The 25,080-nt window shown below is 68.1% G+C and carries 29 protein-coding genes and 1 pseudogene; 10 read left to right on the top strand and 20 right to left on the bottom strand.

What is annotated here, in order from left to right:
• Positions 1-4 precede the first annotated feature (4 nt).
• Complete coding sequence (locus EDC02_RS11235) at positions 5-994, bottom strand: hypothetical protein (RefSeq protein WP_123601900.1); 990 nt, start codon at positions 992-994, stop codon at positions 5-7.
• Positions 995-1,202: 208 nt separating this feature from the next.
• Between EDC02_RS11235 and EDC02_RS11230 the strand changes: the two genes are divergently transcribed.
• A complete protein-coding gene (locus EDC02_RS11230; protein ID WP_233605863.1) occupies positions 1,203-1,721 on the top strand; it encodes a hypothetical protein in 519 nt (172 codons plus the stop codon).
• 341 nt (positions 1,722-2,062) lie between these two features.
• Entirely contained in the window at positions 2,063-2,221 is a 159-nt protein-coding gene (locus EDC02_RS40805; protein ID WP_199757920.1) for a hypothetical protein, read from the top strand.
• 114 nt (positions 2,222-2,335) lie between these two features.
• Here the strand turns inward: EDC02_RS40805 and EDC02_RS11220 are convergent, their stop codons facing one another.
• From EDC02_RS11220 to EDC02_RS11200, 5 genes are all read right to left on the bottom strand, one after another.
• A complete protein-coding gene (locus EDC02_RS11220) occupies positions 2,336-2,773 on the bottom strand; it encodes an Imm1 family immunity protein (protein ID WP_123601898.1) in 438 nt (145 codons plus the stop codon).
• A complete protein-coding gene (locus EDC02_RS11215; RefSeq protein ID WP_158632145.1) occupies positions 2,770-3,573 on the bottom strand; it encodes a DddA-like double-stranded DNA deaminase toxin in 804 nt (267 codons plus the stop codon). Before EDC02_RS11215 ends, EDC02_RS11220 begins: the two co-directional genes overlap by 4 nt.
• A gap of 162 nt (positions 3,574-3,735) precedes the next feature.
• Positions 3,736-4,254: a DUF6624 domain-containing protein gene (locus EDC02_RS11210; RefSeq protein ID WP_199757584.1), complete on the bottom strand. Its 519-nt coding sequence runs from the start codon at positions 4,252-4,254 to the stop codon at positions 3,736-3,738.
• Positions 4,255-4,543: 289 nt separating this feature from the next.
• Positions 4,544-5,179 carry an AAA family ATPase gene (locus EDC02_RS11205; protein ID WP_123601895.1) on the bottom strand — a complete coding sequence of 212 codons (636 nt, stop codon included), beginning with the start codon at positions 5,177-5,179 and terminating at the stop codon, positions 4,544-4,546.
• The gene (locus tag EDC02_RS11200; protein ID WP_199757583.1) at positions 5,176-5,715 is read right to left on the bottom strand and encodes a hypothetical protein; all 540 of its coding nucleotides are present in this window, start codon (positions 5,713-5,715) and stop codon (positions 5,176-5,178) included. The genes EDC02_RS11205 and EDC02_RS11200 overlap by 4 nt, the downstream gene beginning before the upstream one ends.
• A gap of 95 nt (positions 5,716-5,810) precedes the next feature.
• Between EDC02_RS11200 and EDC02_RS42770 the strand changes: the two genes are divergently transcribed.
• From EDC02_RS42770 to hemC, 4 genes are all read left to right on the top strand, one after another.
• Positions 5,811-6,104 carry a transposase gene (locus EDC02_RS42770; RefSeq protein ID WP_370461403.1) on the top strand — a complete coding sequence of 98 codons (294 nt, stop codon included), beginning with the start codon at positions 5,811-5,813 and terminating at the stop codon, positions 6,102-6,104.
• Positions 6,105-6,109: 5 nt separating this feature from the next.
• Positions 6,110-6,994: an IS3 family transposase gene (locus tag EDC02_RS11195; RefSeq protein ID WP_199757918.1), complete on the top strand. Its 885-nt coding sequence runs from the start codon at positions 6,110-6,112 to the stop codon at positions 6,992-6,994.
• A gap of 620 nt (positions 6,995-7,614) precedes the next feature.
• Positions 7,615-9,384, top strand: coding sequence for a group II intron reverse transcriptase/maturase (gene ltrA, locus EDC02_RS11190; RefSeq protein WP_233605862.1), 1,770 nt, complete (start codon positions 7,615-7,617; stop codon positions 9,382-9,384).
• Positions 9,385-9,424: 40 nt separating this feature from the next.
• Positions 9,425-10,159: a hydroxymethylbilane synthase gene (hemC, locus tag EDC02_RS11185; RefSeq protein ID WP_158632144.1), complete on the top strand. Its 735-nt coding sequence runs from the start codon at positions 9,425-9,427 to the stop codon at positions 10,157-10,159.
• 202 nt (positions 10,160-10,361) lie between these two features.
• Here the strand turns inward: hemC and EDC02_RS11180 are convergent, their stop codons facing one another.
• Positions 10,362-11,693: a restriction endonuclease gene (locus EDC02_RS11180; protein ID WP_158632143.1), complete on the bottom strand. Its 1,332-nt coding sequence runs from the start codon at positions 11,691-11,693 to the stop codon at positions 10,362-10,364.
• Positions 11,694-11,831: 138 nt separating this feature from the next.
• Here EDC02_RS11180 and EDC02_RS11175 point away from each other — a divergent pair, with 138 nt between their 5' ends.
• Positions 11,832-12,374: an integrase core domain-containing protein gene (locus EDC02_RS11175; protein WP_233606380.1), complete on the top strand. Its 543-nt coding sequence runs from the start codon at positions 11,832-11,834 to the stop codon at positions 12,372-12,374.
• 103 nt (positions 12,375-12,477) lie between these two features.
• On the opposite strand, the gene EDC02_RS41545 is transcribed toward EDC02_RS11175, so the two are convergent.
• The gene (locus EDC02_RS41545) at positions 12,478-12,966 is read right to left on the bottom strand and encodes a DUF6508 domain-containing protein (RefSeq protein ID WP_233605861.1); all 489 of its coding nucleotides are present in this window, start codon (positions 12,964-12,966) and stop codon (positions 12,478-12,480) included.
• Positions 12,967-13,019: 53 nt separating this feature from the next.
• Positions 13,020-13,421 (bottom strand): annotated as a pseudogene (locus EDC02_RS41540) (macro domain-containing protein); the annotation flags it as partial.
• A gap of 393 nt (positions 13,422-13,814) precedes the next feature.
• Here EDC02_RS41540 and EDC02_RS11160 point away from each other — a divergent pair.
• Together EDC02_RS11160 and EDC02_RS11155 are read left to right on the top strand one after the other, a co-directional pair.
• Positions 13,815-14,033: a hypothetical protein gene (locus EDC02_RS11160; RefSeq protein WP_123601890.1), complete on the top strand. Its 219-nt coding sequence runs from the start codon at positions 13,815-13,817 to the stop codon at positions 14,031-14,033.
• A gap of 256 nt (positions 14,034-14,289) precedes the next feature.
• A complete protein-coding gene (locus EDC02_RS11155; RefSeq protein WP_123601889.1) occupies positions 14,290-15,231 on the top strand; it encodes a restriction endonuclease in 942 nt (313 codons plus the stop codon).
• Between the two features lie 369 nt (positions 15,232-15,600).
• On the opposite strand, the gene EDC02_RS11150 is transcribed toward EDC02_RS11155, so the two are convergent.
• Positions 15,601-15,897 carry a hypothetical protein gene (locus tag EDC02_RS11150; RefSeq protein ID WP_123601888.1) on the bottom strand — a complete coding sequence of 99 codons (297 nt, stop codon included), beginning with the start codon at positions 15,895-15,897 and terminating at the stop codon, positions 15,601-15,603.
• A 300-nt stretch (positions 15,898-16,197) separates the two neighbouring features.
• On the opposite strand from EDC02_RS11150, the gene EDC02_RS11145 reads away from it, so the two are divergent.
• The gene (locus tag EDC02_RS11145; RefSeq protein WP_199757581.1) at positions 16,198-16,692 is read left to right on the top strand and encodes a response regulator transcription factor; all 495 of its coding nucleotides are present in this window, start codon (positions 16,198-16,200) and stop codon (positions 16,690-16,692) included.
• On the opposite strand, the gene EDC02_RS11140 is transcribed toward EDC02_RS11145, so the two are convergent.
• From EDC02_RS11140 to EDC02_RS11105, 10 genes are all read right to left on the bottom strand, one after another.
• Entirely contained in the window at positions 16,689-19,313 is a 2,625-nt protein-coding gene (locus tag EDC02_RS11140; RefSeq protein ID WP_158632142.1) for a tetratricopeptide repeat protein, read from the bottom strand. The two genes, EDC02_RS11145 and EDC02_RS11140, sit on opposite strands and share 4 nt — an antisense overlap.
• A gap of 98 nt (positions 19,314-19,411) precedes the next feature.
• On the bottom strand, positions 19,412-19,777 hold the full coding sequence (locus EDC02_RS11135) for a hypothetical protein (RefSeq protein ID WP_233605860.1): 366 nt from the start codon (positions 19,775-19,777) through the stop codon (positions 19,412-19,414).
• Positions 19,778-19,985: 208 nt separating this feature from the next.
• Positions 19,986-20,729, bottom strand: coding sequence for a hypothetical protein (locus tag EDC02_RS11130; RefSeq protein WP_148083417.1), 744 nt, complete (start codon positions 20,727-20,729; stop codon positions 19,986-19,988).
• Between the two features lie 201 nt (positions 20,730-20,930).
• Entirely contained in the window at positions 20,931-21,098 is a 168-nt protein-coding gene (locus EDC02_RS40180; protein WP_158632141.1) for a hypothetical protein, read from the bottom strand.
• Positions 21,095-21,394 (bottom strand): hypothetical protein, encoded by a 300-nt coding sequence (locus EDC02_RS11125; protein WP_123601884.1) that lies wholly within the window; start codon positions 21,392-21,394, stop codon positions 21,095-21,097. Before EDC02_RS11125 ends, EDC02_RS40180 begins: the two co-directional genes overlap by 4 nt.
• Positions 21,395-21,435: 41 nt before the next feature.
• Positions 21,436-21,612: a hypothetical protein gene (locus EDC02_RS40175; protein WP_158632140.1), complete on the bottom strand. Its 177-nt coding sequence runs from the start codon at positions 21,610-21,612 to the stop codon at positions 21,436-21,438.
• The gene (locus tag EDC02_RS11120) at positions 21,609-21,983 is read right to left on the bottom strand and encodes a hypothetical protein (protein ID WP_123601883.1); all 375 of its coding nucleotides are present in this window, start codon (positions 21,981-21,983) and stop codon (positions 21,609-21,611) included. Before EDC02_RS11120 ends, EDC02_RS40175 begins: the two co-directional genes overlap by 4 nt.
• Positions 21,983-22,858, bottom strand: coding sequence for an SAM-dependent methyltransferase (locus tag EDC02_RS11115; protein ID WP_123601882.1), 876 nt, complete (start codon positions 22,856-22,858; stop codon positions 21,983-21,985). Before EDC02_RS11115 ends, EDC02_RS11120 begins: the two co-directional genes overlap by 1 nt.
• On the bottom strand, positions 22,858-23,487 hold the full coding sequence (locus EDC02_RS11110; protein WP_158632139.1) for a GNAT family N-acetyltransferase: 630 nt from the start codon (positions 23,485-23,487) through the stop codon (positions 22,858-22,860). The genes EDC02_RS11115 and EDC02_RS11110 overlap by 1 nt, the downstream gene beginning before the upstream one ends.
• Positions 23,484-25,001 (bottom strand): APC family permease, encoded by a 1,518-nt coding sequence (locus tag EDC02_RS11105; RefSeq protein ID WP_233605859.1) that lies wholly within the window; start codon positions 24,999-25,001, stop codon positions 23,484-23,486. Before EDC02_RS11105 ends, EDC02_RS11110 begins: the two co-directional genes overlap by 4 nt.
• Positions 25,002-25,080: the final 79 nt, after the last annotated feature.

Here is a 25,080-nt window from a genome sequence, read left to right as displayed (position 1 = left end):
CGCTTCAATCCGCGTTCGGCTCGGGGTCGAACTGGCTGAGCCATTCCACGTCGCCGTTCGCCTGTGTCGCGACCATGCCCGCGGCGAGCCACACCAACGTGGGCAGGAACGCGTCGCCCAAACGCTTGAAAGCTTCCTCGACTGTGGTGTTCGGGGCGAGAGGACTGCCCAGGAGGCCGGCGAGTTGGAAGGCATAGTCGGCAGCCTCGCCTCCCAGATGCTCCCGGATCCACTCCATCGCCGGACCCGCTATGTCGCCGTTCGCGTTCTCTTTCGCCCCGGTCAGCCACATCATCAGCACCGCGATCATGGTGCTGGCGGCCAGGCCGGCGGCCTCCGGGTCGTCGGCGGCTTCGAGCGCCTCCGGGATCCGCCAGGCGGGCTCGTCCGACGCAATGGTGATCGTCTCGTTGACGAGTTCACGGAGGCCCTCGGCGGAGAACTCGACGCTGTCTGCGAAGTCGATCTCCTCGTCATCGTCGTCGTCTCGGTGTCGGGCGACGGCGTCGTGGTAGGCCTGTACCTCGGTCGCGCTGAACAGGTGCTCGCTTTCGCTGGTGACGATGTAGCCGATCTCCCGCCAGGCGTGGATGAACGCCGGATCGACCCCGGTTTCCTCGGCGGCGGCGATCATCGCGGTCGGGTCCTCGTCCCAGTGGCGCTTGCCCATCGGGGTGGGCTCGTCCGCGTCCGGGTCGAAGAACACCGGATCTTCGGGTCCCGGGTCTCGGCCGAACTTCGCGCGGAACGCCTCGCGCTGGGCCTGGAACCCTTCGCGCATCTCCTGGCCCAGGCCGGATTCGCTGTCCCAGGTGAGGGTGGCGGTGCCGTCCGGGTGCCGTGTGCGCTGGACGAACCGGGGGTCTCCCTGGCGCTCCAGGACCTTTCGGGTGTGTTGCTCCCGGAACTCCTCCTGCCTGGCCAGTTCACGTCGTTGTAGACGTGCTCGCTGCTGGGCGGCGAGGCGCTGGCGAGGCGTGCGCTTTTTCGGCATGGGCCGGTCCTCTCGAGTCCTGCCGGTGGGTCCCCGTCGGACCCCGTCGAGCATTATCCTGGTCGACACCCCGAGCTACGGCCCCCCGTGCGGGGTGTCGACGATCGTCCTGATGCGAGGGGCGGCGGGACGGCCGACAAACCACAGACTGCCACCGGCGATCGTTTCCTCGACTCGGGATCGCGTGCGCCGGTGGACACTCAGAAGGGTGGAGCAGGTGCGTAAGCGTGCGCAGTTCCGGCAGATGGTCGAACGACTTCGAGATGAATGCCGGGCGCAGGGACTCACCCTGGCACCGGCCGCTGCGGAGGACGCTGTGGCCGGCATGGTTCAGATCATGGCGAGTGGTCTCGGCGTGCGTGAGGAGACGGTCGTACGCACCTACCTCGATACCATTGATGTCGCCGCTATGGTAGAGGACCTCGCGCGAGCAGACGAGGCGCGGAAACGAGAGGTTGCAGAGGCTTCACCCGCAGTGATCGGCCTCGAAGCCACTGGTCGGCTCGTGGCGTCACTCGCCCAAGCGGTCCGCTGCGTCAGCCGGAACCACGAGCAGCTGATGCGCGGGGACAGCGACAGGTGGGATGCGATCGGAGTCCTCGACGATGCGAGCAACGGGCTGACCCTCGTCGGTGAGGCATTGGAGAAGCACCACCCGGCACCCCACGGTGTCGCCGTCCTCTGGAGCGGCGAGAGCGTCGTCCACGCGCGACGCGCCCTGACATGAACCGTTGAGAACCTACGCAGCGGCGCGTGGTCGTTTGGGTTCGGAGCGGAAATGGACGCTGGCGTGGCCACCCGAATGACCACGGATCTACAGAAACTCCCGCAGGACTGATGCCCGGTACCAGTGCTGAAAGCCGCCGTAAGCCCCGGTTGAGCCCTGAAGGGCCGTCGCCAGGGCGTCTCCGCCTGTGCGCGGCGAAATCCTTCCGTTCGCCAGTCGTACGGGCGCCGATTCGGTCGATTCGCCATGAGGCCGAGTAGGCGGCGCGAAGGGCTGCGGTGCGGAGGATGCGATGGTCGAGATGGCGTCGGTCGGGTAGCTCGACGTTGGCGGTGGGCACCGTGGACCCATCGATCCCGGAGAAGCTGGATGACGAGGCGGCGTTCCCCAAGGTCGAGGACTTGGGGGAGTCGAGTAGAGCGACGATGTTCGGCGCTGAACTGTCTGTCACCGAATGCTGTGGCGAGACGCAGGGCGGTGGACAGGTGCCTGTCGCGTGACATCCCGTTCACCTCGGTGTGCGCCCACCACCTGCTGCCGTTCTCCGGGCACGCGATGTCCGGCACCGTGCAGGAGGCAGTTCGCCTCGGTGATCCTGTCAGTTGCGAGGAGCGTCAGCCCTTGGCCGGCTCGTCCTGCTCGTCGTAGCTGGGTGTCTGCCAGCCGAGGCAGGTGGGCCGCTGGCCGTTGGTGGTGAAGAACTCCCGTACGGCCTGCCGCGCGGTGGTCACGGGAATGGCCGAATTGTTGTAGGCGTCGGTGCGGGAGCCGCCGAAGTTGTAGGCGAGATCGGCGGGCTGGTCGAGGGTGCCTTTGCTGGTGGCGATCTCGACGAACGTGTGATGCCAGACCAGGACGCTGAGGTCGTGCCGGCCGAGACAGACTTCCAGGACGTGTTCTCTGTCGTTCGTCTCCAGTGACACCATGACGGGGAACCGCTGGTACTCGGGGGTGGCGGCTATCCGGTCGAGTAGCGCGTCGAGGTCGTCGAGCCGGTCGATGGCCATCGGCTCGGTGCGATCGTAGGAGACCGTGACCGGTTCACTGCTCATGCCAACCCCTTTCCGTTGCCCCGGTACACGGTGACATACCGGTTCGGGCCGTAGACGGTGAGTGTCGCGTCTTCCGGCAGCACATACGGTAGGACCCGGTCACAGCCCATCGGTTCCACGCATGGCGTGTTGTTCAGGTACAAGGTGGCCGCCGTGAGGCCATGGGTGCGCATCAGCGCTGCCGCGTGGCCTTCGGCATGGTCGAGGGCGGACACGTAGTGCGTGAACGGCGGACGGAGGCCGGGGCCGCCCTTACCTGGCCCGCCCTTGCCGCTGTGCACATCACTGATCCTCTCGCCGTCCGTCGTGGTGATGACCCCGTCGGTCGGGGCGTCCGCCGACCGGCGCACGGGCAAGGATTCCAGGAACCCCGGCACGTATGGAGCCGGCGCGGCGTCACCCGTCGGTGTTGATTGGCCGGACGCAGTCTCAGCCGCCGCCCGCGCTGGCGGGCTGACCTCACGCCGGCTACCCGTTGCTTCAGGGCGCGTTGATGCTGCCGCCGCCGGCGGTGCACTGTCCCGGGGCGGGGTGAGGACGACGCCGATGGCCTTTCCGTACTCGATGATCGCCATCGTTGCTTCGGCAAGTTGGCGGTCTGCCTCACGTAGTCGCGTGGTGGAGGCGGCCGCCGCCGCGAGAGTCTGTCGCACGAGGATGTGACCGCTGCCGGCGGTGACGGCTCGTAGCCGATTCGATGCGGCGTTGACCGAGGACACGGCGGCGGCCAGACCGGCGCGTTGCCGAGCGATCTGTTCGAGCACGGTCTGCAGCCCGGCGGCGACCTCATCAAGACCCACCCGTACCGTCCTTCGCCCCGTCCCACAAGGTTCGACTCCTACCGCGGCCGTAGGCAGGACGAGCGGTAGGTCTGCTGGATGCGTTGGTGGTGCTGGCATTCCGTCGTCGGCCCGGCTCGGCCGTCGCGTCTGCGGGGGTCGCGTGCCCACCTGGCGCCCTGCCTACCTTTGCTGGCTAGCCGCGATGTAGTCGACCAATGGGTCAAGGCCGAGCGCGGCTCGCCGCTGGTCAACCATGTCTGAGTCGGCGATCGGGTAAGCAGTCAGCCGGCCGTCTGGGCCGGGGCGCAGTTGGGTGCCGTAGATCTGCGGCTGGCCGGCATGCGTGGCTACCCGGTCAGTCAGGTAGGCCAAGTCGACGGCGCTGGCCTCGTTCGCGGCTACGGCGGCGCGCATGAGGTCGAGGAAGCGCTTCTGCCGGTCCAGGTTGCGGTCGGCGTGTTGGGCCAGCAGCCAGGCGGCGTTGGCACCGTCGTCGCCGACGAGACTGCGGGTGGGCCACCCGTGCTCGCCGACGACCTCAGCCAGCCGGGCGGTGTTACGTCCATCGACCCGCGCCCACTCCCGGGCGAGGTCGTCGGGGATCTCCTCACCGGGCCCTGCCCGCTCACCTGCGGCCTTCCGGACATGCTGGTCCTCATCCGCAAGGGCTAGCAGCTCATGCCGCAGCTCGTCGTTCACCCTGGTTCGCCCCAACAATCGTAGCGGTTTTCTCTCGTTCCGCTGAGTCACATTGTGCTACGGGTAGGGCAGTGGTGGCGGTAGGTTGGTCGCGGTGAGTCGCTGGCAGACACTGAGGATGTTGGCCTGAGACAAGGCCAGGGCGCCCCGGGGGCGGACAGGGCAGGCGGGTCGTGGGCCACTGTGAACCGGTTAGCATCCACGTCGAGGCTCGATCAACCTGCGCGAACTCGACGACGACAACCTCGGCTTCATCGTTGGCTCACGCACCGCCCGTCCGCACGATGGGTCACCCGCCTGCTGCGGTGGTGGCAGCGGCCTGGTCGGATTCGCGGGCGCAGCGCCGGCAACGCCCGGGGCATGGCGTCTGCGATGACGCCCTGGTGAGGCCGCTGGCGTGCAGGATGGTGGTGACCGTCTGTTCGAAGGTGCTGGTTTCGCCGATGACCGTTTCGCCGGGGACGCCGAGCAGGTCGCGATGGGCGTACCAGTCGCGCATCTCGTCAGGGGTCACGGGGATGGGCTCGGCCCGGTTGAGGTGGCGGCGGACGGTTTCGTCGAAGGAGACGTCCAGGTAGAACACGGCGACCGGTCCGGGATGACTGTCGATGAGTTGGAGCAGGACAGTGGCGTAGCGTTCGGTGTGCAGGATGCCTTCGAGGATGACGTGGTAGCCCAGGTCGAGGGCGGTGCGGGCGGTCGCGGTGATGAACGCTGGGGCGACCGGCTGGATGTGGGTGCTGTCGTGCTCCCGTAGCAGGGTCCTGCGTAGGTAGTCCTGTTCCAGCAGGGCGCAGCCGCGCCCGTATCGGTGTCGGGCTTCTCTGGCCGCGGTCGTCTTTCCGCTTGCCGAGTTTCCGCGCACGATGACGAGTGTCGGGAACTGCGGGGAGAACCGTTCGATGCGCGGCGGGTCGGCGGTCATCGCGGGTTGCCTGGGGCGGGCCAGGTGACGGCGGTCGTGGCGTGGCGGCGGGTCACGAGCAGCTGGGGTCCATCGGGTGTAGGCGGGTGTGTGCCGGTGGGGTGCACGGTGATCGTCGGACCGGGGTGGTGCCGGTGGTCGTGTTCCCAGACCGTGATGAGGTCGAGCATGTCGGCGGTGAGGGTGTCGGCGTCGGGTCCGAAGCCGTGGACGCCGAACTGCCAGGTGGTGTCGTCGAGCTTGCGCATCGCGAGGTAGGCGAAGCTGTCGGCGGTGAGCAGGGTCGGGCAGAAGAACCGGTCCTGCGGGTCGACCAGGCCGGCGGCGCGTTCGCGGTCTACGACGAGGGTGCCGAAGGGCCGGGGTTGGCTGGCCAGCCACAGGTGCAGTGACTCGAAAGAAGGGCCTTCCTGCATCGTGATGGTGACCGGCGACCAGGCCTCCCGCCGCGGGGAGTGCAGCGCCGCCGCGAGTGCGTCCGGGTTCACCTCGGTGGTGGTGTCGTCCAGGATCAGGACGACGTCGTCGCCATGCATGGACAGGCGGCGGGTGGGATGGTGAGGTGCCCCGAGGATTCCGGACAGGGAGCCAATAAGGTTACCCTGTTAGGAAAGTCGAGGGAAGAAGCGCGATGGCACGCATAAGCTCATACACCCCAGAGTTCCGTGAAGAAGCAGTGCAACTCGTTCTACAGTCGAACAAGCCAGTGTCGCAGGTTGCCCGGGAGATCGACGTTCATCCGGAGACGCTGCGTTCCTGGGTCCGCCAGTACCGGCGGGAAAACAGCGGCGCCCAGAACAGCCCACAGATCGGCATCGACGAGCGCGCTCGACTGAAGGAACTCGAACGCCGCAACCGGGAACTCGAAATGGAGAACAGCTTCCTGAAAAAAGCCGCGGCGTACTTCGCGAAGGACCCTCGGTAACGAGCTTGTACGAGTTCATCGAGACGATGCGACTCGACACCGCGAAGTACGCCTACCCCGTCGACTTCATGTGCGAACAACTCGGCGTGTCCAGGTCCGGATACTACGAATGGCGAACCCGCCCCGACTCCGCGACCGCCACCCGCCGCGCCCACCTTCGATCGGCCATCGAGGAGGTGTTCGCCGCGTCTGACGGCACCTACGGGCATCGACGTGTCCACGCGCAACTGCGGCGCCAGGGCGTGTCCGCCGGGCCGGAACTCGTCCGCCAGCTGATGCGCGAGCTCGGGCTCGTGCCGTGCCAGCCCCGCCCGAGGCGGTGGGGACTCACCCAGTCGTCGTCCGGCACGGTGCCTGACCTCGTCGGCCGGGAGTTCACCGCCGACGCGCCTGGGGAGAAGCTCGTCGGCGACATCACGTACATCCCGACCGGCGAGGGGTGGCTGTATCTGGCGACCGTCATCGACTGCTGCACGAAGGAAGTCATCGGGTACGCGATGGACGACCACTACCAGACGCCGTTGATCTCCCGCGCCATCCGTAACGCCGCCCGGAATCGCGAACTCAGGAAGAACGCCATCTTTCATTCGGACCGGGGCAGCAACTACATGTCGGACGACTACGGCAGAACGCTTCGGGATCTGAGGTTGCGGCGATCTGCTGGCCGGACCGGAATTTGTTTCGACAATGCGATGGCGGAATCGTTCTTCGGTGCACTGAAGAACGAACGCGTGTCGCGTGTGAAGTATCCCACGCGTGAGGCGGCACGTCGGGACGTTACTGCCTACATCGAATTCTGGTACAATCGTCAGCGTCTGCATTCAGCGGTGGGCTACCGACCTCCCCGGGAAGTCCACGCAGAGTTCGAGAACCTTCAAATCGCGGCGTGAAAGAACCGGCCGAACCACTGTCCGGAAAACGCGAGGCCCCTCACAGATCCGTCCCCTCCCCGACGTGCGTCGCGGGTAACTGCGAGGTGCGAAGCTCGGGGGAAAGCCCAAGGGCGCCCACTCCGTCTGGGAGCTACAGGTGAGGGGAAGGCCGGACGGGCAAACGCAAGTGAACCCTTGATGACACCTCGTGATTTAGACTCCCTGGGGCGGAACCAACAACACCAGGGAGAACAGGGACCGGTCGCTGAAAGGCGGCAGACGGCGAGGCTCGATGTGGCCCTCGCTGGGACACCGTCGTCCCCGGGGCTGAGAGGGTGCCCAAACCCGGTCGCATCTCATGCGTGCGGAACATGGAAACCCCGACAGGGTCCACGCTGTGACTCACGGCGTGGTAGGCCGACCGTGAGGGAGGCTCAGTTCCCTGGCGGGCACAGGATGCCCAAGAAGCTAATGCCGGCGGCCGAAAGGCAGCGGGAAAGCGGAGCACACGGACCTACCCCGGCCGCTTCGTATAACTGGCCGGATACGAGCCAAGGGCTTGACCTCGAAAGAGGGCTGACGTGGGCAGGTGAGCCTTTGACGACGACGCGACGAAGCCGCTGGAACCCGAGGACAAGTTGGACACCGAGAAGGTGAACGGACCGAAGGACCCACCGCTGACGATCGACGGCCCGGGCTGGCGGACGGTCCACTGGCCGACCCAGGAGCAGCAGGTACAGCAGCTACGCAGCAGAATCTTCAAGGCGACTCAGCAGCAGGACTGGCCGAAGGTCAGGAGCCTGCAGAAGCTGATGCTGCGCAGCAGGGCGAACACTCTGGTCAGTGTGCGCCAGGTCGCGCAGCGCAACGCTGGACGCAAGACTGCCGGGATCGACGGGAAAATCGCCGTGACTCCCGAGTCCAGGGCCGAGTTGGCGGTGCAGGTGCATGCCACGATCGGCTCATGGAAGCCCTTGGCGGTCAAGCGGGTGCACATCCCGAAGGCACGTGACAAGACCAAGCTACGGCCGCTGGGCATCCCGGTGATGGCGGATCGCTGCCATCAGGCCCGGGTGCGCAACGCGCTGGAGCCCGAGTGGGAAGCACGTTTCGAACCGCGATCCTACGGGTTCAGGCCGGGCCGGGGCTGCCATGACGCGATCGAGTCCATCTTCCAGACGCTGTGCCGGAAGAACTCGACGCGGCTGTGGATCCTCGACTCGGACTTGGCTGCGGCGTTCGACCTGATCGACCACCATCACCTGATGTCGATGATCGGATCGTTCCCCGCGCGGGACATGATCGGGCACTGGCTGAAGGCAGGCGTGTTCGAGCCGGGCAAGGGGTTCGCCCCGACGGTGGAGGGAACCCCGCAGGGCGGCGTCATCTCGCCGCTGCTGCTGAACATCGCACTTCACGGGCTGGAGGAGGTCGCTGGGGTCCGCTACAGCACAGCAAGAACGCGGGCCGGAGCGGCCAAGGGCGACAGCCCGGTATTGATCAGGTACGCCGACGATCTGGTGGTCTGCTGCCAATCGTTGCAGGAGGCACAAGAGGTCAAGGCGCGGCTCGCCACGTGGCTCACGCCCCGTGGGCTCAGCTTCAACGAGGAGAAGACGACCATCGTCCACGCCTCCGAGGGGTTCGATTTTCTGGGCATGAATGTCCGCCGCTACACGGGCGACAAGCTGCTGATCAAACCGAGCAAGAAAGCGATCAAGAGACTCCGGGGACGGCTCGCCGAGGAAATGCGCACGCTGCGCGGCTCAAATTCGGCAGCCGTCATGGCCAGGCTCAACCCCATCATCCGGGGATGGTCGGCATACTACCGGACGGTGGTGTCGTCCAAGACTTTCAATGCCTTGGACAACTACATGTGGCACCTCACCTACAGCTGGGCGCGCCGCAGCCACCGCAACAGGCCCACCCGATGGATCGTGGACCGGCACTACGGCAGGTTCAACAAGTTCCGCAACGACCGCTGGGTGTTCGGCAACCACGACACCGGGGCCTACCTGTTGAAGTTCTCCTGGACGCCGATTGAACGCCACACCATGGTCAAGGGCGGAGCGTCACCCGACGACCCGACCCTTGCCGACTACTGGAAGAAGCGACGACGGCGCGTCAAACCGCCGCTCGACGACTACACGCTCCGCGCGCTCGACCGCCAGGACGGACGCTGCGCACTGTGCGGCGAGCACCTACTAACCCCGGAGCAGCCGCCACAGGGACCCGCGGAATGGGAACGATGGTGGCTGGCGGTTGCCCGCAAGGCAATCGCGCGAGACTACCTCGTCTATCGGGGCGGGCGGAGCCCAGCAGGTGACGTTCGAACCCACCTCGTGCACACCTCCTGCCATCGCGGCCACCTGGCCCGCGAACGTGGGAGGGCAGCAAAGCTCGGCTGAGCAGCCCTCCGTGGCTCGCTTGAGCCGTGTGCCGCGACGAGTGGCAAGCACGGTTCTGAGGGGGCCGGGGCGCAGCAATGCGCTCCGGCTACCCGACCCCGGCGACGTCGCCCTGCCCGAGGGGTTGACGATCGCCGCCTACCTGCCGCGCGAGGATGTGCACGACGCGGTGGTGTCCCGCCACGGCGGCACGCTCGACGACCTGCCCGCCGACGCGACCGTGGCGACCAGCTCGCCGCGCCGCCGCGCCCAACTTACCGCCCGCTGGCCACACCTACGGGTGACCGCCGTTCGCGGTAACACGAACACCAGACTGCGCAAGCTCGACCTAGGCGAGTGCGACGCGATGATCCTCGCCGTCGCCGGGCTGCGCCGCATCGGCCAGACTGCCCGGATCACCCAGGTGCTGCCGGTCGAGGACATGCTGCCCGCCGTCGGCGCCGGCACGATCGTGGTCACCACCCGCACCAGCGACACCGCGACCACCCGCCTCGTCGCCCAGCTGACCGACCCGGCCACCGCGCTGGCGGCCACCGCCGAACGCGCCATGCTCCGCGCGCTCACCGGTCACTGCCACAGCCCGATCGGCGGGCTCGCCCAGGTCGAGTCGAACGCGGTACGACTGCACGGTGCCGTCTACAGCCCCGACGGCGCCAAGCAGGTCACCGCGATCATGCGAGGACCCCACTCGGACGCCGACGACCTGGGACGCCGAGTCGCCGACGCCCTGCTGCGGGCCGGGGCGCGTGACCTCATCGCCTCCGCGGCCAGCTGATACAGAAGCAGGACCACGAAATCTCTGCCCTGCGGGTCCGCCTGGTCTGTCCACAGGACAAGGGAAAAGCAGGGCCCGAACTACGGTACCGGGCAGGGCGGTGATCCCGCTCGCGCGTACCCAGCCCGCCTCGTCGGACAGGCGGCGGCCCGCTCGCGAGGGCGTGACCGTGCAGTCATCAGCGCCGGTTGTCGGGTGGGAACTAAACCAGGCTGGGCAGGTCAAGTCGAGCGACTACCGGCACGACGGTGGCGTGGTCGACAGGTGCGCCGGCCAGGATGATCAGGGCATCGCGGATTCGCGCCGCTCCGCGCACCGGGCCGGTCAGGTTGATCGGCGTGGGTTCGGTCGCCTGCCCGGTGGCGGTGTCGAGGACCGTGATGAGGACGTGGCGATCGGCACCGACGATCAGGACGTGGCGCTCGTCGAGACGGATGAGGCCGTGTGGCCGGCCGACCGGGGTCTCGATCCACCGGTGCTCGCCGGTGTCGACGTCGGTGATCGCGCTGTGCCCGTCGCCGAGCACGAAGAATGTGCGTTCGTGCAGCCAGCACGCTGCCTGATAGACGCCCGCCGGGAGCCCTGCGGGCCATCGCTGCTGGTCGCCGAGGTGGTCACCGATCTGCACCAGGCTGGCGTGCTCGGTGCCGGGCCAGCCGACCGTGTCGCGGTCCAGCAGCCACGGCGTGCCGTGCGGGCCGGGGACGATGATCGGCGGGCGGGTGAAGCCGCCTGCGGCCACTTCCAAGGCGTCCTGCCGGTGGCGCAGCACCCCGCCGTTGCGGACCACGAAGAGGTCACCATCGGTCGTGGCTAACGGGCTGCCGACGCAGTCGGTGAGTTCTAGACGCCGGCGAGGCTGGGCGCGGCGACCGACGGCGAGGTTCATGATGCCGTCGTCCACGGTGATGAGCAGTCGGCCGTGGTCGGCGGTGATGCCGGCGATCGTGGCGCCGTAGGCGGTCACGGTGGGATCTACCGCGCCGGGTGCTGCGACGGCAGCCGGGGTGAAGCCATCGGGGGCACCCGACCATAGCGGTGCCGGGTCCGGGCGTCGTGGGCGCAGAAGCGCCGCCAACGGCAGGCTCGGGTGGCCGAACACCGACAGCGACCGGTTCACAGCGTCGATTAGTTCGGGTCCGGACACGGTACCGCTGATCAACGCTTCCACGTGGGTGCGGTCGAGCAGTACGACGTCGCGGGATCGTTCGGCGCGGCGTAGCGCGCTGGCGGCGAACCCCGACCACGAGGCGAGGATGCCCATGGTGCCCGGTAGCCGCTCGGTCAGCACATCACTCAGGTGGCGTAGCGGCTCGTCGGTGATCGGGTCGGCGTACCACTTCGCCTCCAGCAGCCACCAGGTGCCGCCGTAACAGAACGCGACGTCGACTTCGCCGTGCGGCCCCCGCTGATCGGCCTCGGCGTCGATCCCGTCGCGAACCAACGCGTCGGCGAGCAGGCTGTTGAACCGCATCCCGCGTACCGACTCAGTCATCCCGCCGACCTGCTTGCGCAGGTCGGCGTACCGGCTCACGAGACTGGTGTTAATCTGCGGTCCGGGATCGGTGGGCACCGCGTCAGTATCCCAGCCGCCGGGCACGGTCCCCTGACGGAGCAAGCCGCAAGACGCCCGCTGTCGGCGCCGTCCGCGCTGAACCATCTGCGGTTGCTGGTGCGCCCGGATACCGTGTTGCGCTGGCACCGGGACCTGATCGCCCGCCGTTCCCGGCCCCGCCAGGCCGGGCGGCCACGAACCGTCCGGTCGATCCGCCGGCTGGTCCTGCGCCTGGCCTCGAACACCAGCAAGGAAGACGCCGGCTGCCAGGTGAAATACATGATCCGGGACCGGGACGGCAAGTTCCCGGTCCTGTTCGACACCGTCTTCGCCGACGCCGGTATCGACATGGTCCTCAGCGGAGTCCGGGTACCCGGGATGAACGCGGTGACGGAACGCTGGGTCCGGACCTGCCGGCGTGAACTCCTCGGCCGGACGCTGATTCTCAACCAGCTGCACTTGCGGCACGCGCTCTGCGAATACGAGGTCTTCTACAACGAGCATCGCCCTCATCAGGGCATCGCCAACGTCCGGCCACTCGCGCCACTGCCCGAACCGATCACCGACCCAAACTGTCTCGCCCGCCTGAAATCCACCGACGTGACTGCCTCGGCAGCCTCCTCCACGAGTACGAACATGCTGCCTGAGCTGCCCGGATGACATTCTCGGCAGGTACAAGGACAGCATCGCGCTGCCCGCATCGCCAGATAGGTACGCAGTGGACTTAGCTGCGTCCAACGACGTTGGAAGGGGTCGGGTCATGTCAGGCTTCGGGACGTTCGGTCTCGAACCATCGGCGTAGCCTGGCGAGGATTGCGAGCAGCGCGCCGTTCTGTAGGGCCTGCTGGGTCGCGCCGTCACCGAACCGTTCGCCGCGGATGTACGTCGTGGCCAGCCGGGCCGCGTCGGCCACCGGCGCCTCGGCCAACCCGGTCGCCTCCGGGAACAGCGGGGTGGAGGTGTGCCAGTCAGACCAGTTGAACGGCACCACTACATCGAGTTCGCTCAACATCGTGATGACTTCTCGGACGAGCGGGCTGTAGTCCGGGTGGTGGAGCAGGAACACACCCGACTCGGGATCGCCGCCACCAGTCCACTCCACTCGCAGATCCTGCGGGGTGAGCCGGTCGGCCAGCGCGAACAGTTTCCGCCATCGGACGGCAGGATGCGCGGCAAGAGCGAGCGCGATCTCCTCATCGGTGGGTCCAAGGTCGGCGCGGAACGCCGCATGAACGTCCTCGCTGGCCAACACAACCGCACCTCGGTCACTCCGGTAGCGCTGCCTCGCACCGCGCCGATCGCTATCTGGGCGGCATCCTCGACCGGCCACCGGTGAGCACCGGTGGAGATCGCCGGGAACGACACCGTGACCGCGCCGAGGGCGTCCGCGACCTGCAGGCTCTGCCGATAGCAGGACACGAGCAACGCGGTGCGATCCTCGGAGGGCGAGTACGCCGGTCCGACTGTGTGGATAACCCAGCGGGCCGGGAGATTGCCGCCGGTGGTAGCTACCGCCTGCCCGACCGGCAGCCCGTCGCCGTAGCGGCCCGCGAGCAGCGTCCGGCAGTCGGCGCGCAGCGCCGGACCACCCCGTCGGTGGACCACCGCGTCGACACCACCAGCTCCTCTGAGTCTGCCGTTGGTCGGGTTGACGATCGCATCGACGCCCTGGTCGGTCAGGTCGCCCCGCTGGAGCACGATCCGCATGACTGCGAAGGATGTCAGACAGCGACCGGACCGTCTTCAGCACCGTCGTCGGGCCGTCGGCCCACCTCGACCGCCGACCATGCCAGCGGCGCTGTCCGCCGTCACCTCGGTCGCGCGCGAAGCCCGGCAATACTGCCTCAGGGCCCCGCAGCTGACGAACAACGCGCCGAGCGGCGACCGCGCCCCTCGCGGCTAGATGAGGACACGTGATCAAGCGCCCGCCATTCGGGGCGAACCCACCCGCCCTGCCTGACCACCGCATCCTGCCAATACCTTGAGGGCACCGTTGTCGTCGGCCTCCACCTGGCCTGGTAGAGGCGGGCCGTCCGTCAGAAGCCCGGTGGCGGCACCTCCGTGGCATCCGAGGAGACGGTATGGCAGCGTACGAGAGCCATGTCGACCAGTGACATTGAAGCGTGGGACGAGATCCAGCGATGGAAGGAGAGCCAGGCTGCGGTTGATGCCGTTCATGCCGAGCTTCCCGAAGCCGTGCCGCTCGACAAGTGGGCAAGTGACGATATCGACGACGACGTTGTGCGCTTGGCGGCGCAGCTGCTCTTCGTCGACCAGCGCGACGCCAACCACGGGCGAGCCGAGTCTGTCCAAGATTGACGGGAGATCTGACGAAGTCCGCGTACGCGTTACGGATGGTCGCGATAAGACGGATCTGGGTGCCGTCCGAGTGCCGGCAAGGACGGTCGTCCATGCGTTGATCAACGAGTATGGGCAGCCCTGCGAATCCGCAGGTCAACGACCGGAACCCCATTTGACACCATACAGGCCCCACAAACGGCCGTAGACCGAGGAGGGCAGCCGCGACCATCGGCGTCCTGCTACCGTTCCGCGATCAGCATAGGAGAGGGGCGGGATGGAGGGCCGACCGGAGGGTGCGCCCCGGCCGCAACAGGTCGAAGATTGGGCCGCCGCCGAGGCGAACGCCGTGGCGTGGATGAAGTGGCTCGGCCATCCTGATGCCCATCCGACGAAGCCGGGTGCTGACGGAGGCATCGACGCCATCGCGATGGGCGCCTTCGCGCAGGTCAAATGGTACGGAAAGCCAGTCGGTCCACGGCCGCTCCGCGAACTCGCGGGCGCGCGAGCGAACCGTCCGGGCACGCTCTACTTCTTTGTGAACAACCGCTACACGCAGGCCGCGTTGGCTTACGCCGAGCAGGTCGGGATGGCTGCCTTCGTCTACTCTCCGGCTGATGGAATGATCACGCCTGTCAGTAGCGCTGCTCGGCTGATCTTCCAATCTGCCAGGGATGGCAGCCGCACGGGCGAGCGGCGCTCCCATCCCGCAGCGAGTCCGACAGAGCCGCCACGGCAGCGGCAAAAGAGCCGGACCAGCGAGGCGTCGGCGACAGGAACCAACCAGAAAAGCCCACCCGGCGCCCAGCCCAGAGGGTATTCGTCTGCGGCTCGGCAGCAGCGAAGGGGATCGGACAATCCGTCACCGCCCGTCGTCGAGCATGTCTCCTCTGAGTATCACCCCTTTCAAGAAGGCGAGATGTTCCAGAATCTGCGTCAGAAGCGGGACGCGCGGGCGGGGGCGGTTCCCGCACCGCAGGATGCATCAGTTGCCGCAGAGCAGCGCAGCCCGACGTTTCAGTCAACCGCCATTTCCCGGCAGCCTCAGCCGTCTGCCTCTGGCTGTCTGGGGATCGGTGGCCTGGGAGCGCTTGCCCTAGCCGCTTGTGGCTACGGGGCTACCGATGGCGGTGCTTGGCTGGCCTGGCTTGCCGTGTCGGGGGGCGTTGCCCTGACAGTCGGCATTCTCTCTGCTCTCGTCGGAGCGAAGAGGCCATAAAACCTCGCCCATCCAGCCGCTGGCTGGGGTCCCAGGCTAGACCGCCTAGGTCATGATCGGCCTTCGCGTCCATCGGGCGGAACCGGCAACGGGCAGCGGCGTGGACTTGCGGGTACTGGTCGCTTAAGAGCAAGGGCCACTGATTCTGCGACGTTGCCTGCTGCGAGGAAGCAGCCAGATCCGCAGCGGTGCTGGACCCGAGACCATAGCAGCTTTACCGCAACACCGTCCTCCCTCCTCCGCCTGGATGGCGTTACCTCGATTGCTTTGGAGCAGCCGAGAACTGTATCGAAACGTACAACTCTTAGAATTTACCCAAAACGGGCATAACTCAATTTCGCGAAACCTTGATCGACCGAGATCCGGATCTTAAATGTTGGTACCTGGCCGCCGAGCGGCCGGATGGCGAGCGATATTCGACCGTATCGCGGGACGCTCCCGCTTCAGCACGTAGTGGATCATCGCGAGGGTGATGTCGTGTCTGTTTCTCTCCTCACAGATCCACTCATGGATTCGCCGTGCCCACCAGCTCGGCTCGTTGACCACGATGTGCTTGATGAAGTCGTATCTGCCGTTCGTTAGATCGGCGGGTCGCTCGACCGGCGCGAAATCGCTGTCGCGGATGACGTTATGCACCGGCTCGCTGGTGTCGTCGTCATGGACCATGGAAACCTCCGGGTCGGCAATCCAGTGACCACGCTAGGTGCAAGTTTCGATGCCGGTCCATGCCAGGCTGCGGCGTGATCGTGACGTGGAACGCGGCATGACCCTGCCTGCGCGCGGCGGTCCGGCTGTTCTTCGGCTGTGGGTGCTTAGCTCTTGCCGGTGGTCCTGCATGTCGCGGTCGTCGATCCGCTTCCGATGTTCCGGCGAGGCGTGGCGACGGTGTTGTCCGCTGCCGGTCACCGAGTTGACACACCGGAGGATGTCCTGGCGTGGGCGAGTTCCCGCGAGGGCGCGGTCGTCATGGTCACGCTGTCGTCCCAGCAGGGCTGGGAGCTGCTCGGCGCGCTGCACGATGCCGGGTCCGCCCGCGTCATGGCGCTGCTGGAGGAGCAGGCAGGTGAGGGAACGCTAGGCATGGCCGGTGTCCGGGCGATACGGGCCGGGGCGACGTCTGTGCTGTCCCGCAGCTGCGGAGGAGAGGAGGTCTTGCGGACGGTGGAGGCCACCGCCGGCGGTCAAGCCGTGCTGCCCGTCGAGGTGCTCACCGCGCTGGCCAGTGCGAGCCTCCCGAGTGGTGGTTCGCTGGACCTGAAAGCGGATGATCGGCTGTCGTGGTTGCGCCAGCTCGCGGCTGGTTCGACGGTGGCTGAGCTGGCTGGCCAGGTCGGCTACTCGGAGCGTGCGATGTTCCGGATGCTGCGGTCGCTGTACCGGGACATGGGCGTGCGGACGAGGACGCAGGCCGTGCTGCGGGCGCAGGAGCTTGGATGGTTTCTCTCGCCGCCGGTTGGTTAGCCTGCCGGCCGTGACCCGGTGTCGGCTAGGGCGTCGAGTACAGGCCGCAGCCGGCCGGGCCGCTGAGCGCAACTGTCGAGGCGGTTCACGAGCATCCGCATCCGTTCACGGAGGTACGGTGCGGCCGCTTTGGTCAGGTCGTTGGCTACCGTGAACTCGTCGCGGGCGGGGCGGAGGGACTCGGTCGTGTCCAGGCGTTGGCCACAGATGGCGAATCCGAGCATGTGGTGCGCTCCGAAGTCTTTTGCGTTCCGGTCGATTCGCTTGCGTGCCTGCTCGGCGAGGTCGTCGAAGAGCTGCCGGGCGGCAGGATGATGCGACTGTCGGGTCGTGAGTGCCTGAAGTGCGAGCACGATGAGGGCCTTCCCCGCCCGCCGGTACCGGCCCGCTTTCTCGATGTGCTTCCTGGCGGCCGGGATCTCGTCCTTTGTCAGATACGCCATGGCGAGGGTGGTGCGGGCCTGCAGGATGGTTACCGGATCGTGCACCCGCACCGCCTGCTCGACCGCGTCCGTCGCCATCTCGATCGCCTTGCTGAGGCTGCCCTTGGCGAGCAGGAGGTCGGCGTGGGCATCCTGGCAGGCGGGCATCTGCCAATCGTCCAGGCGGGATGCCGCCATTAGCTGGGCGTCCTCGATGTACTTCTCGGCCCGGTCGGTGTTCTTCATCTCGGTATGCCAGCGGGCGAGCCGCAACACGATGCGAACCGTTCGCGCGTAGCCGTCGTCTGCGGCGCCGGGTGCGTCCACGAAGTCGGGGCGCGCCGCGATGGCGAGTGCCTCCTCCGCTCGGCGGAAGGCCTGATCGTACTGTCCCGAGCGTCGGTGGCAGTTGGCCAGGCCTTCGAGCGTGCCCATCAACACCACCAACGCGCCCTGCGCTTCCGCTTCCGACCGCGCCTGTTCGTAGTAGTTGTAGGCGTTATCCGCGTCGTTGTTCTGCCAGTACATCGCTCCGAGGTTGGCGCGGATCCTGGTGCGGATCTCGGGCGTGCCGATCTCGTTGGCTCGGTCCAGCGCACGGCCGTAGGCCTGGTTGGCCCGGCCGAAGTCGCCGCGTCGGCCGTAGAGGTCGCCCAGCACGTTGTCGTTGGCCATCTCCAACGTGGGATCGCCGAGCTTGCCGCAGACCTTCACGCGTTGGTCGAGGAGGAGGGTGCCGCAGTCCCACCGGTTCAGGATGTCGGCGGTCAGCTCGATCACTTCGTGCGCTACCGGATACCGGTGGCTCCTGAGCAGTACGCGTAGTTGAGCAAAGTGGATATTAAGGTCGTCGATACTGGAAGGCTCGGTCACGCGCTGTCGGCCCAGCACGTCCGCGGCGCGGCGCAGCAGGGCTCGCCGTTCACCGGCGTCTCGGGGCAGCAACGCGTCAACGTCAGTCATCTCCAGGTGGTAGCGCCCGCCGTGCGTCGCGGTGACGAACTCGCTCTTGGCCAGCACCTCCAGGATGGCCTCGACATCACGCCGGTTGGGCGTGTTGGCCAGCGCGGCCGCCACAGCGGCGGCGTCGACTGGTGTCGCGAAGGCGGCGAGCGCCTCGATGACGCGGCGGCGGGGGTCGGGGAGATGCTGGAACAGGAGGTCGGCGAGGCGCCGCGGCACGTCCGACGACTCCATCTGCGCGACGCTCGCGCGGAGGGACGCCATGCCGACGGCGGGCTCGGAGTGCATGACAATCGCCTGCATCAGCTGGGCGCAGCGCGGATTTCCATGCAGCTTCCGGTACAGCATGGTCAGGTCCGCCGAGGACAAATCTGTCGGCCCGAGTTGGCCCCGCTTGCCCAGGGCGGCGCGCAGGAGGCTGGTGAAGTCCTGCTTCGGTAGGCGGCCCAGAGCAATCGGTGGATCGGCCGTGGACCAGACGCCTCCGGCCCCGGCCTCCAGCGGGTCCCGGCTGAGGAGCACCACCGCCACGCGGTGCCGATGGTTGGTGGCGAACGCGTCCAGTGCCTCGTCGAGCTGAAGGTCGACGAACCTGCGCTCGCCCGGGACGACCAAGTGCTGGGCGGAGTCGACGACGATGATGATGTGACTCTGCTCCGTCCCCTCCAGCGCCGCTTCCAGGCGGCCGAGCAGCGGCTCGCCGGGCCGGAGCACGGCGGGCCTGCCGTGCCGGCCCTCAATATCCGCGATGAGCGTGAGCGCGTCCAGTCGGCCGTACGGCTCCGCCTCATGCTTGTACACCTGCACGGTCCTGTCGGCGTGCATGACGTCGTCGAGCACAGCGTCGACCAGTCTGGTCTTACCGATGCCGGGAGGACCGGTGACGGCGACGACGCCCCATGGGCCTTCTGTCAGCCGTTCGCGGAGGCGCTCATACTCGCTGTCGCGGTCCAGAAGTAGAGGGTCTCGCCTTGGCTGCGGTACCGCAGCGGTCCTGTCGGCCCGTGGCTGCGGTGCCGCCGTTGGCCGGTCGGCCTGGTTCCGCGTCGAACGCAGCGCTACCACAAGGGACGCGACGCCGACGCCGATGCCGGCGAGGCCGGAAGCAGATGCCACGATCCAGCTGGCGGCCTCGATCCATGGCCAGGCGCCCTTCTGCGGATCACCGAACGCCCGCCACCAGCCGAACCGCGTCCCGAGGGCGACGGTCAGCGTCAGAGCGGCTAGGCCGAACACCGCGTACAGCGGTCGACGCCACCTGCGAGCCATTCGGTAATCATGCCGCTACAGGAGCAAAAATAAAGGGCGGGGACCGCCGCATCCAGTGAGAGCCGCTACGGCTGTGCCCGATAAGCAGGGTGGGCACGATCTCGCGACCCGCTTGGCCCGGCGCCGCGTCGGTCGATGCCCTTGCGCCAGCCGCCGGCGACTGCGGGCATCCAGCCGGCGGTGCCGGTACGGGCGTTCTCCCACCGTACGGCGTACACGTCGGTTCGGGCCTGGAACCGGTCGCTGAACAGCGCCAGTTTGTCCGCCGTCGACGATGCCATGGTGACCAGCCCCGGTGCCGCGACCGGCGCGGACAGCTGCTCCGGTCGCGGCATCGTGTTCTGGCCGTGTAGGTCCAGCAGCCGGGCCAGCCGGGCGTTCTCCGCCCGTAGCCGATCCACCTCCCGGCGAAGGTCAACGAACTCGTCCACCGGACCATCCTCGCGTGAGCGGCGGCGGACACGACGAGATCGGCGGTATGTGGATGCCGCCGGGTTGGTGCGGGGCGGCGCGGTCGACTCTTGCGGGAGATCGACATGGAGATGGTGCCGCGCCGCCCGGGTGCAGCATATCGGCAGGTTGGGCGAGGGCGTCATGGTCGAGAGGGCGACCGGCGACGTGGCCGGTCGTGGTGGTGGTTCAGGGCTTGGGGTCGCGGGTGCTGGCGTTGTCGGACTGGTAGTAGCGGGGGTGGGGTGCGGGTGGCCGGCGTAGGAGGTACCGGGCGATGTTGGCGGCGATGGGTGGGAGGTGTCCGATGGTGTGCCACCGCTGTTGGTCGTGGTCGGGTCGGTAGCCGGCTGCGCCGAGGGCGGTGGTGATGCCGGGGAGGTGTCGGGCTCCCCAGATCATGACGAGATTGTCGGTGGTGGCGGTGGCCGCTGTGACAGCGGTGTGGGTGCGGTTGTGGAGCAGGACCTGGGTGAACGGGTCAGCATGGGTGGTGCGGGCGGGGTCGGGTGGTGGAAGGCGGATGACGATGCGGTTGCCGGCGGTGAACATGGCGTGGTGTCGGGCGAGTCGCCAGGGCTCATGGTCGGGCCAGGTGAGTGACCGGATCCGGCGGCTGGTGTAGCGGCGCATCGTCTCGGTTCCGATCTGGCGGATGATGTCGAGGTCGGTGAGGTCGTGTCGCTGCCAGGCGGGGTGGTGCAGCAGGGTGGGTTGGTGGATCCAGCCGAGTGCCGACATCCGTAGCGTGGCGAGTTCGCGCATGGTGGCGAGGTCGGCGAGGACGGTTTGTTCGGTTGGGGTGGGTTGGTCGTCGGGTCGTTGGTGGTTGGCGTTCTCGTAGTGGACGGTGAAGCCGTCGTTCATGGAGGTGGTGATGTCGTCGAGCAGGGTGTGGTAGTAGCCGGCTTCGCCGTAGTGCGCGGTGGACACGACCACGATGCGGCGGCCGGTGGCGGGGTGGGTGAAGGGGGTGACCGGGGTCTGGATGACGGGCCGGCGTCGACGGTCGGCGGGTTGTGATCTTCAGGTAGGGAGTCATGGTTCCTGGTCGGGTGGGTTGGGGCGCGGGTGGTGGGCAGTCGGGCGGTGCTGGTGGCGCCCGGGCGGTGTGGTGTGCGGGTGGAGGTGGGTTCATTCGGGTCCGCCCAGATGACCCAGGACGACGACGGCGGCGCGGATGAGGAGTCCGGTGGTGAGGAGCCAGCTGACCCGGAATCTGGCGTATGCCCAGGTCAGACTGTCGCCTGCGTGGAGTACGGCGAAGGTGAGCGGGATGATGACGGCGGCGAGGGCGATCACGGGGTGGCTTCCGGCGTGGCTGCTGGCAGGGTGGACCGCGCCTGCGGGCGTCGTGCGTCGCCTGGGGTGGTGGCGTCGGTCGGGTCCTGGGTGATGGTCACGTCGGCGTCCGGTGGCAGGCGGCGCAGGTAGCTGTGGGACAGGCGGGTGTCGCGGACGATGCGGCGGATGGAGTGACCGTCCTGGTGTCGCCTGGTGAGGGCGGCGGTCAACGCGGTCCGGTTGTCACCGGTGGCGCGGGGGCACTTCTTTGCGGGCCGGCCGGGTGTCGGCGCCGGTGGCGGGTGGTGGTGCATCGGGGGTTTCGGGTCCTTTGGAGCGTGGAGGGGTTGGCTGGCTATTCGGTTGTGGTGGTGTGGCGCAGGATGACGACGGCGGTGAGGATGAGGAGTCCTGCGGTGAGGAGCCGCCTGGCCCGGTATTTGGTGTATGCCCAGGTCGCGCTGTTGCCGGCGTGGAGTACGGCGATGGCGAGCAGGAGGATGCCGACCGCGACGGCGGAGGGGCCGGTCACGGGCTCGCCTGTCGGCGGGGTGATTGCCGGGTGCCACGGGTCTGCGGGTGTGATGCGTCCTGTGGGTGGATGGCGGCGCTGGTCTGGTGCCTGGCGAGGATGCCGGGCAGGGCGGCATCGCTGTAGGGGCCGTCGGGTGGGCTGTCGCCGGCGGCGGGGGCGGGGCGGACCACCTGCATCAGCTGGGCGTCGGGGACGCCCTGATCGGTGACGGTGTCGACATCGACGCCGCTGGCGTGTGCGGTGAGCCGGTGGCGGCCGTGGGCGAGTGCCGCGTCGATGGGCTCGGCTCCGTGCAGTGGCCGCATGATCTGCGGCACCTCGGCTGGGGCGACGCCTGCGGTGCTGGTCAGACGGATGTCGCCGGCCATCAGCGGTGCCTTGGGTGGCGGGTCGGGGTGTGGCTGTTGATCTGACCGGTCTGGACGTCGACGCACGGGCTGCGGCCGTCGTCGAGGGCTGGCCGGGTGGGCGCGGTCGGCGGCGTACCGGCATGAGGCGACGGGGTCAGGCCGCAACGGTGGAGAAGGTCAGCGATCTGGGCGGGGGTACGCGGGTGGTACGGAATCCCAGCGCGGGTGAATCGATGCTGGACCTGGCGGAGGCGGTCGTCGCCTCGGCGGATGGTGTGGGTGGTGACCACGATCCGGCTGCCGTCGGGTAGGCGTCGTGCCAGCTGGGTGACCAGGTTGTGGAGGAGGTGGTCGTCGAGGTGGTGGACGAGGCTGGTGGCCAGGACGGCGACCGGCGCGGTGAGGTCCAGATGGTTGGTGACGGCGGTAGCGAGGTTCGCTGGCTGGGTGGGGTCGGCGTCGATGATGGTGACGGTTCCGGCGGTGTGGCTGATGTGCAGGGCGCGGCAGTGGGCCAGGACGAGGGGATCCGGGTCGACGTACACGACGGTGCTGGTCGGGGCGGTGTGTTGGGCGATGAGGTGGGTGTCGGTGCCGTCCGGGTCGGGCAACCCTGGACAGAGGTCGACGAACTGACGTACTCCGCTGGCGGCGAGGGCGGTGACGGCACGGGCGGCCGCCTGGCGTGCCGCCTGGTAGCTGGAGGGCAGGTCGGGGTGGGCTTGGGTGATCTGGTCGCCGAGGTGGCGGTCGGTGGCGAAGTGGTCCTTGCCGCCGGCCCAGTAGTTCACCAGCCGGGCGAGGGCAGGCCGGTTGGTGTCCAGGACGGTCGGGGTGCCTCGGTAGGTGGGGGACTCGGTGGGGACGGGTGGGGTGTGCAGGAGAACCGTCATCACCGCTCCCTGCGGGTGTTGGTGTGGGTGTGGGGTTGGCGCCACATGGGCCACAGGGGTGGTCCGCCGTCGGGGAGGTGTACCGGTGTGGGGGTGGTGTCGTAGTAGCCGAGTCGTTGGTAGAGGCGGCGGGCGTCGGGGGTGGTGGCGATGAGGTGGACGGGGGTGCCGGCGGTGTCGCAGGTGGCGTGCCGGTGGGTGAGGAGAGCGGTGCCGGTGCCGTGGCGTTGCCGGTCGGGGGCGACGCCGAGGTAGGCGAGGTAGGTGTGCGGGCGGGGCGGGGTGTGGTTGTGCAGCAGCGCGGCGAGGCGGGCGAACCGTGGAGCGTGTGGGCCGGTGACGCGGTCGACTGTGGCGGCGTGGTGGGGGTCAGGGCTGTGGGCGACGGTGTGGGGCAGCCACAGCGCGGCGCCGGCGTGGTCGTCGCTGGTGTAAACGGTGCCGGCGGTGATGCCGTGGGTGAGGATCGCCGGGCAGAGTTGCTGGTAGATCCGTCGGCGTTCGTCTGGGTCGGGGATGAGCCAGGAGGCGTCGGGGGTGTCGACGAACGCGTCGACCAGGACGGGTGTGAGTGGGTTGATGTCGTTGCGGTCGGCGACACGGATCAGGGTGGTGGAGGCGGTGGTCACCGGCGGGTCTCCTGACGAAGTAGGGCGGTGGGGTGGATGACGGCGTCGGCTCCCGCGCCGACGGACGCCCAGACAGTCGGCCGTTTCACGCGCAGCACAGCGGCCCAGCCGACACCGCAGGCGATGGCGGCGGCGTACAGGCCGGGCAGCGTCCACCGGGCAGCCGATCCGGCAGGGACGTTGAGGAGGTCGCCGAAGCCGATGAGGGTGCCGCCGAGAATGAACACCAGCAGGTTGAGCGCGATGCCGGGGGCGAACGCGATCGACCAACGGCTCTCACCCCGCCGGTCGGAGCGGAAGTAGACGAGCACGGCGAGGCTGGTCGCGGTCATCAGGATCAGCACCCCGAGGCCGCCCGTGACGGTCAACCAGAAGAACAGATGCGTGATCGGATCAAGCCCAGCCAGCGCGTATCCGGCGATGACCAGACCTGCGATGGCGGTTTGGGTCAGAGAGCCGAGTTTCGGCGCCCCGGTCCGCCCGTTCGTACGGCCCAACGCGACGGGGAGGACCTGTTCGCGGCCGAGCGCGAACAGGTAGCGGGCGACCATGTTGTGGAAGGCCAGCAGGGCGGCGAACAGGCTCGTCACCAACAACAACCGGCCGACGTCGACGAGTAGGCGTGGGAGGTGGCCGTCGACCAGGACGAACATCAACTCCGGCCCGTGCCGGACAGCCTCGTCGACGACCCGGTCGGAGCCGGCCGCGACCTGCATCGCCCACGCCGACCCCGCATACAACAGCGCGGTAACCGCGATCGCGATGTAGGTGGCGTAGGCGACCGTCCGCCGCGGGTCGCGGGTCTCCTCCGCCAACACGGTGGTGGCTTCGACGCCGACGTAGCCGGCGATCCCGCCGACAAGGATCGCCGCCATCCCCGGCACCGCCAGATGCGACGGCTCCAACCCGTGCAGCGACACCACCCCACCAGCAGGGTCAGCGACCACCATCACCGCGTCGAAGAGCACCACCACGGCGACCTCCGCCACCAGCAGCACACCCAGGACCCGGCCGTTGAGGTCGACCCGCGCCAACCCCAGAACAGCGACCAGCAGCCAGCCTCCGAGGGCCCACGCCCACCACGGCACGCCGACGCCGGCCACCGCCGACGCGGCGGCGGCCGCGACGACACCGAACGCCCCGTACAAGCCGATCTGCATCAGGTTGTAGGCCACGACCGCCACGAACGCCGCCGCCACACCGCTGGCGGGCCCGAGAGCGTGGGCGACGTAGGAGTACATCGACCCGGCATTCACGACATGCCGCGACATCGCGACGTAGCCGACCGCGAACACCACCATCACCACGGCGGTCGCCGCGTAGGCGACCGGCACCCCGGACAGGCCGGTCACCGCGTACGCCGTCGGCACCGCCGACGCGACCACCGTCATCGGCGCCGCGGCCGCCAACACGAAGAACACCACCTGCGGCACCCCGAGCCGCGACCTGGCCAGGACGGCGGCGACCCCACCCCGACGCGGACGCGGACGCGGCACACCATACGAAACAGACACAACACACTCCCGAGGAGAACAAGCGAGACGAGAAGAAGGGGTTCAGCCGGGCCGGTAGCGTTCAGGCAGACGCCTGAGC

This window comes from Micromonospora sp. Llam0 (genome assembly GCF_003751085.1).
Lineage (GTDB): Bacteria > Actinomycetota > Actinomycetes > Mycobacteriales > Micromonosporaceae > Micromonospora_E.
The sequence above is the reverse complement of the archived record's forward strand: the minus strand, read 5'-3'. Positions and strand labels throughout refer to the sequence as shown.

Coding starts and splice junctions, on each gene's coding strand:
- EDC02_RS11235 (WP_123601900.1), bottom strand. CDS start 994: ATGCCGAAAAAGCGCACGCCTCGCCAGCGCCTCGCCGCCCAGCAGCGA.
- EDC02_RS11220 (WP_123601898.1), bottom strand. CDS start 2,773: ATGAGCAGTGAACCGGTCACGGTCTCCTACGATCGCACCGAGCCGATG.
- EDC02_RS11205 (WP_123601895.1), bottom strand. CDS start 5,179: ATGACCGCCGACCCGCCGCGCATCGAACGGTTCTCCCCGCAGTTCCCG.
- EDC02_RS11200 (WP_199757583.1), bottom strand. CDS start 5,715: ATGCATGGCGACGACGTCGTCCTGATCCTGGACGACACCACCACCGAG.
- EDC02_RS42770 (WP_370461403.1), top strand. CDS start 5,811: ATGGCACGCATAAGCTCATACACCCCAGAGTTCCGTGAAGAAGCAGTG.
- EDC02_RS11160 (WP_123601890.1), top strand. CDS start 13,815: ATGTCGACCAGTGACATTGAAGCGTGGGACGAGATCCAGCGATGGAAG.
- EDC02_RS11155 (WP_123601889.1), top strand. CDS start 14,290: ATGGAGGGCCGACCGGAGGGTGCGCCCCGGCCGCAACAGGTCGAAGAT.
- EDC02_RS11150 (WP_123601888.1), bottom strand. CDS start 15,897: ATGGTCCATGACGACGACACCAGCGAGCCGGTGCATAACGTCATCCGC.
- EDC02_RS11145 (WP_199757581.1), top strand. CDS start 16,198: ATGGTCACGCTGTCGTCCCAGCAGGGCTGGGAGCTGCTCGGCGCGCTG.
- EDC02_RS11125 (WP_123601884.1), bottom strand. CDS start 21,394: ATGCACCACCACCCGCCACCGGCGCCGACACCCGGCCGGCCCGCAAAG.
- EDC02_RS11120 (WP_123601883.1), bottom strand. CDS start 21,983: ATGGCCGGCGACATCCGTCTGACCAGCACCGCAGGCGTCGCCCCAGCC.
- EDC02_RS11115 (WP_123601882.1), bottom strand. CDS start 22,858: ATGACGGTTCTCCTGCACACCCCACCCGTCCCCACCGAGTCCCCCACC.